The following is a 13,872-nucleotide window of genomic DNA, read 5'->3' as shown; positions in this document are numbered from 1 at the left end:
AAACTAGTTACTAGCAAGGCAGATATAATAGCTTTATGGTAAAATATTGATTGAATGTATAGGGAGGATTATTGTGGCAAGAGATATAGGAATAGATTTAGGAACAGCCAACGTATTAATAAATGTTTCTGGCAAGGGAATAGTATTAAATGAACCATCCGTTGTTGCTGTAAATACTAGTACAAATAAAGTGGTAGCGGTTGGGACCGAAGCATACAAAATGGTTGGTCGTACGCCCGGTAATATTCGTGTTATCCGACCACTGAAGAATGGTGTAATTGCTGACTTCGATATTACTGAAGCAATGTTATCTTATTTTATTGAAAAATTAAATGTTAAGGGGTTCATGTCTAAACCTAGCACGCTAATTTGCGCACCAACCGGAGTGACTTCAATTGAGCAAAAAGCAATTATTCAGGCCGCTGAAAAATCTGGTGGTGGCAAGGTCTACCTTGACTTTGAGCCTAAAGTAGCTGCAGTCGGAGCGGGTCTTGATATTTTTAAACCACAAGGCAATATTGTCATTGATATTGGTGGTGGTACAACTGATATTGCAGTGTTATCAATGGGTGAAATTGTTACGAGCAAGTCATTGCGTTATGCTGGTGATCATATGAATCAGGCAATTAGTTCATATATTAAGAATAAGCATAATTTATTAATTGGTTCGCGAACAGCTGAACAAATCAAGATTGAAATTGGTAGCGCATTTGATCCGGATGATGAGCAAACGATTACAGTTCGCGGACGTGATATGGTTGATGGTTTACCTAAACAAGCAACAGTTTCAGCACCAGAAATTCAAGAAGCTTTACATGACGGCTTAATGAATATTATTGCTTCAACTAAAGAGGTCTTGGAAAGTACGCCACCAGAATTGTCAGCTGATATTATTGATCGTGGTATCATGCTAACAGGTGGTGGTGCATTGCTTAAGAATATTGATAAACTAATTTCATATTATTTGAAGGTTCCAGTTTTAACGGCCGATCATCCATTAGAGGCAGTTGCACTTGGTACTGGTACGTTACTTAAAAATATTGAAAAGCACAATCATCATTAATTAAGAAGGAGATTAACTTGGGTAAATGCCTAATTTTTCTAGTTAAAATTTATCAAAAAATTATTTCGCCAGCTTTACCTAAGACCTGTCGATATTATCCCACATGCTCTAGTTATATGATAACTGCACTAAAAAAGCATGGAGCCTTTTTGGGATTAATCATGGGAATCTGTCGTATTTTACGATGTAATCCTTTTGTTCGTGGTGGTGTAGACCCAGTACCTGAAAAATTTACTATTTTTCGTAATGCTCATCCAGAAAAATATGAAGATGAGATTATCGCAAAGAAGTTTCATCCAGATGTGAAATAGGAGCAAAAATGTCAAAAAAACCAGAAAATATTAATGTTGAGATAAATGAAGTAAAAGGCAAACAATTACCTACTTGGGAAGTAGTTATTCCCAATAAAAAGGCGATCGGAGTAATTGAAAAAACCGAAGGTCGTTATCGGGCCGTTACTGGTAAAACTAGTAATGTTTTATATGCTAAAACTTTGGACAGTGTAATTAATGATTTGCTTTCATACTTTGTTTTGCATGAGAAATAATAAGTAGTGATAATTAATGGTAAAAGTAGAAAATAAAACGAATTTATTTGATCGTATTGCCTGGAATATTGTTTTACCGATAATTGCTTTTGCATTAATTGGATTATATTCAATCTATTTTGCTGCTGCAGATGATCCTAGCCATATGGGAAGCCCACTTAAGGCAGTAGTGATGCAGGGCTTATGGTATTTCATTTCAATTGTAATTGTTATCTTTGTAATGCAGTTTAATGCAGAACAGTTGCTACGTGTAGCGCCATATTTTTATGCTTTAGGAATTTTATTGCTGATTGCAGTATTATTTCTTTATAATCGAAGCGCATTTGTCGATACAGGTGCTAAGAGTTGGTTTAAGTTAGGACCGATTTCTTTTCAACCTTCAGAAGTGATGAAACCGGCTTTTATCTTAATGTTAGCGCGAGTTGTGCATGATCATAATCAAAAATTAGTGCATACCATTAAAAATGATTGGCTGTTATTAGGAAAAATCTTTGCCTGGTTATTGCCAGTTGCAATTTTACTAAAATTACAAAATGACTTTGGTACTCTGCTGGTATTTATTGCGATTGCTGGTGGTGTGATTCTAGTTTCAGGAATTTCCTGGAAAATAATTACGCCAATGATTATTTTGGTAGTGGCTGTGGCAGGATTAGTTATTTTTATGGTAACTACACCTGGTGGACAAAAAATCTTGAGTCATTTTTTTGAACCTTATCAGTTTAAACGAATTATGGCCTGGTTAAATCCATCAACGGATACTTCGAGTGGAGCGTATCAACTGTGGCTTAGTATGCAAGCGATTGGTTCAGGACAGATCTTTGGAAATGGCTTTGGTCACTTAAATGTTTATGTACCTGTTCGTGGTTCAGATATGGTTTTTTCTGTTATTGGTGAATCATTTGGCTTAATTGGTAGTGTGGCTGTGATTTTGCTTTATTTGTATTTGATTGTACAAATGGTCAAGATCACTTTTGAAACTAAAAATGCCTTCTATTCTTACATTTCAACTGGTGTAATTATGATGATCTTGTTTCATGTTTTTGAAAATATTGGTATGAGTATTGATCTTTTACCACTGACAGGTATACCATTACCATTTATCTCACAAGGTGGTTCAGCGCTTATTGGGAATATGATGGGAATTGGCATGATTTTATCGATGAAATTCCATAATAAGGATTACATGTTTAGTCAAGCTGGAGATTTTTAATATATAAAAAGAGTTCATCATAAAATGAACTCTTTTTATATACATTAATTTTCTTTGCCGCGACATACTAGCACATCGGATTCTGCTGCTTGAGTAACATATTTAGTTACACTACCAATTAATAAACGTTCAACAGCATTAAGCCCGGTGGCTCCAAGTATAATTAAATCGATTTGATGTTTTTGTGAAAAGTCATGCGCAATTATCGTTTTGGGTGACCCAAACTCAATTGTGTAATGCACATTAGCAGTGTATTTTTGAGCTATGTGATAGTAATGCTTAATTTTTTCTTGGGCATCGCTTGAGACCTGCTCAACCATTTCCGAATCGAAACTCGAAACGTTTTGAAATGAACGAGTATCGATTACGTGTAAAATATCTAAAGTGGTATCGCTGCGATCTTTAACTATTCCAATTGCCTTTTCAAAGGCTAAATCAGCTTCTTTAGATCCGTCAATGGCAACCAAAACATGATGGTATTGTTTCATTATAAAACACCTCTTAAGTTTTATTTTACCAAATATTCTATAGATTACTCATTTATTTGATTGATTAATAAACTAAATGTCAAAACAGTAATTGAACTAATTATTAAAGTGATGAAGTTAAGGTACTTATTAGCTTGAAATAGCAAAATGAAGCCAAGTATACATTCGATGCCTAGCAATACTGCAGTCCAGGACATTATTGTAGTAAAATAGGGATTATTTTGACTGTTAAAAATCAAAAAATGACCATTGCGATTGTGCCAAAGGTAATAAGCAAGGTATAGCAGCAGTAATAAAAAAATTCCCATCACAATTTTGATAATCATAAAAACTCCTTAAAAAATAAAAGAACGGTCTTAGACCGTTCTATGTTGAGTTCTAAAAAAATCCGAATTGACCAAACATAGCATAATGACGCTTGTTGAACCCGCAATGTTCAAAAATTGAGTAGTAGCGCAGCGAATATGGATCCTATGCTAATGATAGTCTTCCGATTCGGTAGTTATTTACTAACTCGCACGTCTTTAGTTTGATCGGTCAACTTTATACATTTAAGCCTGTTGATCAACTCAGATCAATTGATATAGTATCCAATTTCGTCAGACTTGTCAAGGTATTGAAAGTCCAGTTATTCATGCTTATGAAGTTCGTCTTGTTGCATTTTCTGTAAAGTATGATGCTGTTGTTTCAAAGCTTTTTCAAATTTAGAATTCCCCTTAGGCTTAAAATAATCTTTACCAAGTAATTTATCTGGTAGATATTGTTGGGACACCCAATCATTAGGGTAGTCATGAGGATAAAGATAATTTGTACCATGTCCAAGTTTTTTGGCACCAGAATAATGAGCATCTTTTAGATCATTGGGAATGGCACCAATATCATTTTTTTGAACGTCAGCTAAAGCCGCGTCGATTGCACTAATTGCACTATTACTCTTTGGAGACAAAGAAAGTTCAATTACTGCATTTGCTAAAGGAATTCGAGCCTCAGGTAACCCTAATGATTGAGCAGCTTGAATTGCCACAATAGCCCTCTGAGCAGCTGGTGGGTTTGCTAGACCGATATCCTCATAGGCGATAACGCTAAGTCTACGGCAAATTGCAACTAAATCTCCGGATTCAATCAGTCTAGCCAGATAGTGGAGTGCAGCATCTGTATCTGAGCCGCGAATTGACTTTTGAAAAGCTGAAACTAAGTCGTAATGACCATCTCCAGTAGCGTCAAAATTTTGACTACGCATCTGGATTGAATCTGACATAGCCTTTTGGTCAATCTTGAAATTAGTAGCTGTTTTACCAGCGGCAATTAATTCCTGTTTAGTTGATCTGACAGCAAGCTCCAAGCCATTGAGCGTAGCGCGTAAATCTCCGTTGCCCTTTTGAATTAATAATTTTTCTGCATCATTGGTTAAGGTAACTTGATAATCTCCTAAACCGTTTTTTTCATCTAATAGGCAGCGATGAATTGCCTGCCTGATATCTGACTCTGTTAACGGTTTAAGCTCGAAAATCTGACATCGAGATCTAATTGCTGGTGAAATTGAAATATAAGGATTTTCTGTAGTAGCACCAATTAGAATGATCTGACCAGATTCAAGTAAAGGTAATAGAAAATCTTGCTTAGTTTTATCTAAACGGTGAATTTCATCAAGTAAAAGAATTACTGTGCCACTCAGTTTGCCTTCAGCAGCTACTTGCTCTAATTGTTTTTTACTGTCAGTGGCCGCATTTAATTTGCGAAAGGCATACTTAGTTGATCCTGCGATTGCGCTAGCAATACTAGTTTTGCCAATACCTGGAGGCCCATAGAGAATCATTGAAGAAAGGAGCTTGGCTTCAACCATTCGGCGAATAATTTTACCTGGACCAATTAGGTGTTGCTGGCCAACTACTTCGTTGAGATTTTGCGGTCGCATTCGATAAGCTAAAGGCTTCATTAATTATCTCCATGGAATAGTCGATGCCAAAAGCCAGATTTTTTCTTTGGCTGTGAGCTTGATAACTGGTCTTTAGGCAATTCAGGGGAATAAACTTGATTAACTTCAATTCTAGGTTTATTGATTGCGGTTTTGGCTACTACTAAGATTGCCGTATCTTCACTACCAGTGCGGGCAGTTTCATTGTTAACTAAGGTAAAAGGGACCTCATAACGGCCACACTGTGCCTCGACTTGATTTAAAAAATTATCATCTAAATTGCCGTTAATTAGAATTGAGTAGCCCTGGTAATCGGCAAAATGATTTAAAAAAAGACTAGTCAATTTTGGGTCAGTTACTTCGGTATTATTCATTCTGACTAATACGCGTTCGCGCAGTGATCCTAAGAATCTTCTGCGTTCATCTGGTTTAGTTTGCGGTGTAATACCTTGAGCAGCGTGTTCAACACGGGTGTTTAAATCTTCGGTCATTACAAGAGTTCCTTTCTTAGTAACAAAAAAACCTCTCCCAACGGAAAGGTTTTCGTAAATAAAAAATTAAAGTAACTTGTTGTAGTATTCAACAACTAAAGCTTCATTAATTTCAGGTTCCAATTCATCACGTTCTGGTAAACGTACAAAGGTACCTTCCAGTTTATTGTCATCAAATGAAACAAATGAAGGACGATTTACTACAGCTTCAAGAGCGTCTTTAACTTGTTGTAAGTTCTTTGATCTTTCTCTTAAACCAATAGTCTGACCAACTTTAACTTCATAAGAAGGAATGTCAACCCGCTTGCCATCAACAGTAACATGACCGTGGTTAACTAATTGTCTAGCTTGCTCTCTAGTAGTGGCTAAACCTAGACGATAAACTACGCTATCTAAACGACGTTCAAGTAAAATCATGAAGTTAACACCGTGTTCACCTTGACGAATCTTACCAGCGCGTTCAAACAAAGTTCTAAATTGACGTTCATTCAAACCATACATCCAACGCAACTTTTGCTTTTCGTGTAATTGTTCACCATATTCTGATAAACGACCACGTGAATTTGGACCATGTTGACCAGGAGCATAGTTACGACGACTAATTTCCTTGCCAGTACCTGAAAGTGAGATACCTAATCTTCTTGAACGTTTCCAACTTGGACCTGTATATCTTGACATAAAATCCTCCAATAAATTCTGATAACAGTTTTTGGAGTAAAATACTACACATAAGCTCAACATTCGTGCATCTTAATTTTCATTTTCGCCTGTTGCAGCCGAAGGTTACTCGTTCACTAAACGTATTAAGATGGTGACGTTCTTGTCGCTTAAAGCTGCAAATATTTTACACGAACTTTATTATAACGGTGTTAAGCAATGAAAGCAAGTTCAGTGAATCAACTTTCTTTAATGTGACTATCGGGCACCTACTTGAAGATAAATTTAAAACTGTTTTCACAGTTAACCATAAATTTGGTATAATTAAGCTAAATGTCGGAGGAAAAATTATGTCATCAACCCAGTCTATAGTTACCGTAGTTATAATTTTAATGATTATTCTTATTGTGGCATTTATGGTTATTGTTAATCGGCGACAATTGCGTGAGATCATCGAGCTTGACAATTTAATTAGTAAAATTGAAAAGATGGACTTGCAACAGGATATTGAACGCCTTAATAAGATGGAGCTTGCTGGTGAAAGTTTAACAACGCTAACAACTTGGCAAAATTGTTATCAAGATGCAATTGAAAATAAAATTCCGCAAGTTGAACAGTTACTTGAGCAAGCTGCAGATCAAAATGTCCATTATCATTTGTTTAAAGCACATAAAAATATCAAACAAGCGCAAGAAATACTGCAGCCAACTTATGATGACGTCAAAAATACTAAGGAAGTTTTCACTGAACTACTTGAATCTAATCGAGAAAATCAATTACAATATGAGGCACTACTTAAACTTTATCGGCAAATGCGTAAAGCTGTTTTAGCTGACTCATTTGATTATGGTGCTGCTTTAGATAAAATTGAAACTGAATTAACTGCTTTAGAAGCTGATTTTGCAGAAGCTAAGGGGTTAACCGCACAGGGTGATCAAGTTGAAGCTAAACGGATTTTATCTAAAATAAAAGTTGCCTTAAATAATATGCAAGATAAGCTCCCGAAACTAAAGCAAAGTCGCCACGAACTTGATAGTGTGTTTCAAGCACAGTTAAGTGAGTTATCTGATACATATAAATTAATGATGTCTGAGAAATTCTACATCACTAAAGTTGATGTGCTTGCAGAAATTAAGAAGATTCAGCAACAGGTAGCGCAGGCCAATGAATTTTTGGCTGATTTAAAGATATCTGAATTAGCTGATGAAATTCAGGAGATTAAACAAAAAATTGATTATTTGTATGATCTTTTAACCAAGGAATATCAGGCCAAACCATTTATCGAAGAAAACCAGGATAAGATTCAGCGTTTGCTAGCACGTGGTCAAGTTGAATCTAAAAATTTGGTTGAAAAATTGCGTCATATTGATGAAAGCTATGAATTAACTCATGGTGAACTTGATGAAAGTCGTGAGCTAGAACAAGAAGTTAATGATTTGAATCGGCAATATACGGTTGATACCCAAAATATTGCCGATGGCAAAGGCGTTTACTCTGAAATCAAAAATTCTTGGCTGGACTTACTTGATCGTTTGCGCGCAATTAGCGAACGGCAAAAGCAAATGGCGCAGGATGTTGAGGGACTTTATGATTCTGAGAATGTTGCCAATGATTCAATTAAGCGATTTAAACAGGAAATTTCGTTAGTATATCGTCGCTTAGAACGTAAAAATTTACCTGGTAATCCAGATACTTTTATTCAGATGTATACCTTAGTAGTTAATGAAGTTGGTCATGTTGCTGAAGAACTAAGTCAGGTTCGCATAAATATGGAAAAAATATCAACAGAATTAATTCAAATTTCCGATGATGTTGAGCGCTTAAAACGTGAAGCGGATGACATTATTAATTCTGCTGATCTAGTTGAGTTAACTCTCCAATATTCTAATAAATATTCTGGTAATGATGCTGTAAAACAGGCTCAACAAAAGGCGATGCAGCTTTATAGTCAAGACTTCAATTATAAAGAAGCTTTAGATACAATTGCAACGGCCATTGAAAAGGTAGAGCCTGGGTCATATCAACGTTTGGAAAATATTTATTATTCTGAACGTAAAAATAGTTAAACAAGTAAACTAAGCAGTTTTAGAATTGATACTAAAACTGTTTTTTATTGGTAAATATTGTTTGCTGGAAAGTTTAATTTAAGTTACAATTTATAAGTTAACGAATGCCTATTTATGGCTTTTTGAAGGGAAGTAAATCTGTGATTTATTTTGATAATAGCGCTACTACAAAAATTGATGATACAGTTTTGAGTACGTATAACACCGTTGCACGGGATATTTGGGGCAATCCGTCAAGCTTACACCAAATGGGCGACCGAGCGGCTCAATTGCTAACTAGTTCGCGTCAGCAAATTGCCCAACTCTTAGGTGTTAAGCAGGAAGAAGTTTTCTTTACATCTGGTGGAACTGAGTCTAATAATACTGCGATTAAGGGAACAGCTATTCAAAAACGTGAATTTGGTAAGCACCTGATTACTTCAAGCGTTGAACATGCTTCTGTGATGAATGATTTTAATGCGTTAGAAAATTTAGGTTATCGGGTCACCAGATTGCCTGTTGATCGCCATGGTAGGGTTAATGTTAACGACTTACGTCAGGCGATTGATACAGATACTACTTTGGTTTCAATTATGGGAGTTAATAATGAAATTGGAACTATTCAGCCAATTGATGACATTAGCGATCTTTTAACTAATTATCCGACAATTCAATTTCATGTTGATAACGTTCAAGCTTTAGGTAAAAATATCTGGTCACAGGTATTTACTGAGCGAGTAGATCTAGCTAGTTTTTCTGCACATAAGTTTCATGCTCCTCGCGGAATTGGTATTTTATATAAAAAAACTGGCAAAATGTTGAGTCCATTGCTAGATGGTGGTGGTCAGGAAAAAGGCTTGCGTTCTGGAACTGAAAATTTACCAGCTATTGCTGCAATGGCTAAGGCAATTCGTTTGTTGTTAACTGATGAACAAGCTAAAGCTGAACAAGAATTAGCAATTAAAAGTAAAATTAGTGATTATTTGCAAACTAAACCTGGAGTGAAAATCTTTTCTGAGCTTAATGATGATTTTGCACCGCATATTCTTTGTTTTGCTTTAAAGGGAATTCGGGGAGAAACTTTAGTTCATACACTTGAAGACTATGATATTTACACTTCAACTACTTCAGCTTGTGCTTCAACTCGAAGTGATGAGGCCAGTACTTTAGCTGCTATGCATATTGATAATGATTTAGCAACCAGTGCAATTCGCCTAAGTTTTGATGAGAGTAATACCTTGGCTGAAGCGACAGAGTTTATCCATACTTTTGAACAAATTTATAATCATTTTGCGCAAATTAATCATTTAGGAGATTGAATTAATGAAATATACTGAAATTATGGTTCGTTATGGTGAACTGTCAACTAAAGGCAAGAATCGTAAGGACTTTATTGGCCGATTGGCAGGCAATGTGACCAAGGTGTTGCATGATTTTCCTGAAATTGAAATTCATCCTCGTCATGATCGGATGCATATTGTGCTTAACGGAGCGTCTTTTAGTGAAGTTGATCAACGTTTGCGTAAGGTGTTTGGTATCCAAACTTATTCACCAACGATTAAGGTAGAAAAAACACTGCAAGCAATTGAAGAAACTTCTCTGGAATTGATGAAAGAAACTTTTAAGCCAGGCATGACTTTTAAAGTAAATACTAGGCGTAGCGATCATCATTTTACCTATGATACTAACGAACTGAATACCATGGTTGGTGACTATTTATTTAAACATATGGCAGACTTAAAGGTAGAAATGAAGCATCCCGACTTAACATTAAGAATTGAAGTTCGCCAGGATGCTATTTATATTTCTAATCAATTATTGCATGGTGTAGGCGGGATGCCAGTTGGAACTGGAGGTCGCGCCGTGATGATGCTATCAGGTGGGATTGATTCACCGGTGGCATCATATTTGGCATTAAAGCGAGGCGTTGATATCGAAATGATCCATTTCTACAGTCCACCATATACAACGCAAAAAGCACTAAATAAAGCCAAAGAATTAACGGGTATCCTGGCTAATTATTCAGGACGGATTAATTTTATTGCAGTACCGTTTGCTGAAATCCAAGAGACTATCAAAGAAAAACTACCAGAAGGATATTTAATGACGGTCCAGCGGCGGTTTATGCTGCGGCTAGCTGATAGAATTCGTGCTCAAAGAAATGAATTAGCAATTTTTAATGGTGAGTCTGTTGGTCAAGTTGCTTCACAAACTCTAGAGTCGATGGCGGCAATTAATGATGTAACCACAACACCAGTAGTACGACCGGTAGCAACGATGGATAAGACTGAAATTATTAAATTAGCTGAAGAAATTGGTACTTTTGACCTATCAATTGAGCCATTTGAAGATTGTTGCACCATTTTTGCACCACCAAGACCGAAGACAAAGCCCAAAATTGATAAGGCACGAGAATTTGAAGCAAGACTTGATGTTGAAGGCTTAATAGAGCGAGCTTTATCTGGAATTAAAGTGACAACAATTCATCCAAATGAAAAGTTTTTAGCAGATAAAGCTGAAGAAGATGCTGCTTTATTATAAAAGTCGTGCTATAATACCCTCAAAGCAATAATCAAGAGGAATTAATTTTATTAACAGAGAAAGGCCAGAATGCTGAAAGGCTGAAAATTAATTGGTAGCTTGGTTTTGACGCTGATTGACTGAACTAGTAGTAAGTTAATCCGGCCAAGATGTCGTTATCACGCTTATTAAGAGAAGCAATTATTGCTTAACTTAGGTGGTACCGCGGTAATTTAATCGTCCTAGACAGATATGTTCTAGGACGATTTTTGTTTAAAAGAAAAGAGGAAAGCTTATGACTGATTTAGCAGCAAAGTATGACCATAAAGAAGTTGAAGAGGGAAGATACCAAGATTGGCTTGATCAAGGGCTGTTCAAACCATCGGGTGATAAAAAAGCCAAGCCATATTCGATTGTTATTCCCCCACCAAATGTTACGGGAAAATTACATTTGGGGCATGCCTGGGACACTGCGATTCAAGATACTTTAATTCGTTTTAAGCGAATGCAAGGTTATGATACTTTATATTTGCCTGGAATGGACCATGCTGGGATTGCAACTCAAGCTAAAGTTGAAGCAAAGTTGCGTGATCAGGGCAAGGATCGTCACGAAATGGGACGAGAAGCCTTTGTCAAGCAAGTTTGGGACTGGAAAGATGAATATGCCAATATCATCAAAGGCCAATGGGGTAAGATGGGGTTGTCACTTGACTATTCTCGTGAGCGTTTTACTCTTGATGAAGGTTTATCTAAGGCAGTCCGCAGAGTATTTGTGCAACTTTACAATGAAGGCTTAATTTATCGCGGTGAATATATCATTAACTGGGATCCAGCTCTGCAGACTGCTTTGAGTGATATAGAGGTTATTCATCAGGACGATGAAGGTGCTTTTTATCATATTAAGTATCCATTCGCTGATGGGTCTGGATATGTTGATATTGCTACGACTCGTCCAGAAACGATGTTTGGTGATACCGCGGTTGCTGTTGCTCCAGGGGATGAACGCTACAAAGATTTAGTTGGTAAAGAGTTAGTTTTACCATTAGTTGGTCGTCATTTACCAGTTATTGAAGATCAGCATGTTGATCCTGACTTTGGTTCTGGGTTAGTAAAAATTACACCAGCTCATGATCCCAATGATTTTGCTGTTGGTAATCGGCATAATCTAAAGCGGATTAATGTTATGAATGCTGACGGATCTATGAACGAAGAATGTGGCAAATATGCTGGAATGGATCGGTTTGACTGCCGTGAGCAATTAGTGGCTGACTTAAAAGAAGCTGGCTATTTGATTAAGGTCGATCCAATTGTCCATTCAGTTGGACATTCTGAACGTTCAGGAGTTCAGGTTGAACCGCGTTTGTCTAAGCAATGGTTTGTTAAAATGAAGCCATTAGCTGAAAAGGCTTTGGCTAACCAAAAAACTCAAGATAAGGTTAATTTTGTTCCGGAACGCTTCGAAGAAACATTTAATCAGTGGATGGAAAACGTTCATGATTGGGTAATTTCACGTCAATTGTGGTGGGGACATCGCATTCCAGCTTGGTACCACAAGGAAACTGGTGAAATGTATGTTGGTGAAGAAGCACCTAAAGATATCGAGAATTGGGATCAAGATCCAGATGTGCTGGACACTTGGTTTTCAAGTGCATTGTGGCCATTTTCAACAATGGGCTGGCCAGATGAAGAAGCATCTGATTTTCAACGGTATTTCCCAACTGATACGTTAGTAACTGGCTATGATATCATTTTCTTTTGGGTTTCTAGAATGGTGTTCCAAAGTTTAGAGTTTACCAATAAAAGACCATTTAAAGATGTAGTTCTGCATGGATTAATTCGTGACGAGCAAGGCCGTAAGATGAGTAAATCTTTAGGTAATGGTGTCGATCCGATGGATGTAGTTGATCAGTACGGTGCTGATGCATTAAGATGGTTTTTGTTAAACGGAACTGCGCCTGGTCAAGATACTCGTTATAATCCTAAGAAACTTTCTGCTGCTTGGAACTTTATCAATAAGATTTGGAATGCCGCGCGTTTTGTGATAATGAACTTACCAGACAATGCTCAACCAGCTAAAATGCCAGATACAAGTAAGTTTGACTTAGCAGATAGTTGGATCTTTGATCGTCTAAATACAACAGTGGCTAACGTGATTCGTCTATTTGATGAATATCAATTTGGTGAAGCCGGCAGAGAATTATATAACTTTATTTGGAACGATTTCTGTGATTGGTATATTGAAATTGCTAAGGTTGATTTAAACAGCGATGATTCAGAACTTAAAACTAGAAAGCAAGAGAATCTAATTTGGATTCTTGATCAAACTTTACGTTTGCTTCATCCAATCATGCCATTTGTAACTGAAAAACTATGGTTATCAATGCCGCATACTGGGAAATCGATTATGGTTGCTAAGTATCCTGAGCCACATAAAGAATTTGCAAATCAGAGTGCTAGGGAAGACATGGCCTTTTTAATTGAAATTATTAAAGCGGTTCGAAAAATTCGTTTGGAAGTTAATGCGCCAATGTCATCAGCAATTGATATTAAGATTCAACTTTCAGAACAGAAGAATGAACGGATTTTGACGGATAACGAAAACTACGTTAAAAACTTTCTGCATCCAAAGCATTTAGAAATTGCTACAGAAATTACAGCACCAAAACTAGCTAAAACTGCTGTTGTTTCTGGAGCACAGATTTTTGTTCCATTAAGTGAATTAGTTAATATTGATGATGAAATTAAGCGAATGGAAAAGGAACAGGCTAGTCTTCAGCAAGAAGTAGCACGTGCGACTAAAAAGCTTGCTAATGAAGGTTTTGTTGCTCATGCACCGGAAGCGGTAATTAACAAAGAAAAGGCCAAACAGGCTGATTATGAAAATCAACTTGCTGGGGTTCAAAAACGGATTCAAGAATTGAAAGAGAGTAAATAAT

At 36.6% G+C, this 13,872-nt stretch carries 12 protein-coding genes; 8 read left to right on the top strand and 4 right to left on the bottom strand.

Annotated elements, in window-relative coordinates; all coding sequences use genetic code 11:
* The first annotated feature begins 73 nt into the window (after positions 1-73).
* Genes OZX56_RS05050 through OZX56_RS05035 form a run of 4 tightly spaced genes read left to right on the top strand, consistent with a single transcriptional unit; the run spans position 74 to position 2,820 of the window.
* On the top strand, positions 74-1,063 hold the full coding sequence (locus OZX56_RS05050; protein ID WP_277126324.1) for a rod shape-determining protein: 990 nt from the start codon (positions 74-76) through the stop codon (positions 1,061-1,063).
* A 17-nt stretch (positions 1,064-1,080) separates the two neighbouring features.
* Positions 1,081-1,374, top strand: coding sequence for a membrane protein insertion efficiency factor YidD (gene yidD / locus OZX56_RS05045; RefSeq protein ID WP_277126325.1), 294 nt, complete (start codon positions 1,081-1,083; stop codon positions 1,372-1,374).
* A gap of 8 nt (positions 1,375-1,382) precedes the next feature.
* On the top strand, positions 1,383-1,610 hold the full coding sequence (locus OZX56_RS05040; RefSeq protein WP_277126326.1) for a DUF2969 domain-containing protein: 228 nt from the start codon (positions 1,383-1,385) through the stop codon (positions 1,608-1,610).
* A gap of 16 nt (positions 1,611-1,626) precedes the next feature.
* On the top strand, positions 1,627-2,820 hold the full coding sequence (locus tag OZX56_RS05035; RefSeq protein ID WP_277126327.1) for an FtsW/RodA/SpoVE family cell cycle protein: 1,194 nt from the start codon (positions 1,627-1,629) through the stop codon (positions 2,818-2,820).
* A 44-nt stretch (positions 2,821-2,864) separates the two neighbouring features.
* Here OZX56_RS05035 and OZX56_RS05030 read toward each other — a convergent pair whose 3' ends face one another.
* The 4 genes from OZX56_RS05030 to rpsD form a co-directional block, all read right to left on the bottom strand.
* Complete coding sequence (locus OZX56_RS05030) at positions 2,865-3,311, bottom strand: universal stress protein (RefSeq protein ID WP_277126966.1); 447 nt, start codon at positions 3,309-3,311, stop codon at positions 2,865-2,867.
* 625 nt (positions 3,312-3,936) lie between these two features.
* A complete protein-coding gene (locus tag OZX56_RS05020; protein WP_277139116.1) occupies positions 3,937-5,244 on the bottom strand; it encodes a replication-associated recombination protein A in 1,308 nt (435 codons plus the stop codon).
* The gene (locus tag OZX56_RS05015) at positions 5,244-5,714 is read right to left on the bottom strand and encodes a YueI family protein (protein ID WP_277126330.1); all 471 of its coding nucleotides are present in this window, start codon (positions 5,712-5,714) and stop codon (positions 5,244-5,246) included. The genes OZX56_RS05020 and OZX56_RS05015 overlap by 1 nt, the downstream gene beginning before the upstream one ends.
* Positions 5,715-5,780: 66 nt before the next feature.
* Positions 5,781-6,392, bottom strand: coding sequence for a 30S ribosomal protein S4 (rpsD, locus tag OZX56_RS05010; RefSeq protein ID WP_277126331.1), 612 nt, complete (start codon positions 6,390-6,392; stop codon positions 5,781-5,783).
* A 329-nt stretch (positions 6,393-6,721) separates the two neighbouring features.
* Between rpsD and ezrA the strand changes: the two genes are divergently transcribed.
* From ezrA to OZX56_RS04990, 4 genes are all read left to right on the top strand, one after another.
* The gene (ezrA, locus tag OZX56_RS05005; protein WP_277140357.1) at positions 6,722-8,437 is read left to right on the top strand and encodes a septation ring formation regulator EzrA; all 1,716 of its coding nucleotides are present in this window, start codon (positions 6,722-6,724) and stop codon (positions 8,435-8,437) included.
* 140 nt (positions 8,438-8,577) lie between these two features.
* A complete protein-coding gene (locus tag OZX56_RS05000) occupies positions 8,578-9,735 on the top strand; it encodes a cysteine desulfurase family protein (protein WP_277140356.1) in 1,158 nt (385 codons plus the stop codon).
* 4 nt (positions 9,736-9,739) lie between these two features.
* Positions 9,740-10,957 (top strand): tRNA uracil 4-sulfurtransferase ThiI, encoded by a 1,218-nt coding sequence (gene thiI, locus OZX56_RS04995; RefSeq protein WP_277139115.1) that lies wholly within the window; start codon positions 9,740-9,742, stop codon positions 10,955-10,957.
* 274 nt (positions 10,958-11,231) lie between these two features.
* Complete coding sequence (locus OZX56_RS04990) at positions 11,232-13,871, top strand: valine--tRNA ligase (RefSeq protein WP_277139114.1); 2,640 nt, start codon at positions 11,232-11,234, stop codon at positions 13,869-13,871.
* Position 13,872 lies beyond the last annotated feature (1 nt).

The sequence above is a fragment of the Lactobacillus sp. ESL0684 genome (genome assembly GCF_029392675.1).
GTDB lineage: Bacteria > Bacillota > Bacilli > Lactobacillales > Lactobacillaceae > Lactobacillus.
The sequence above is the reverse complement of the archived record's forward strand: the minus strand, read 5'-3'. Positions and strand labels throughout refer to the sequence as shown.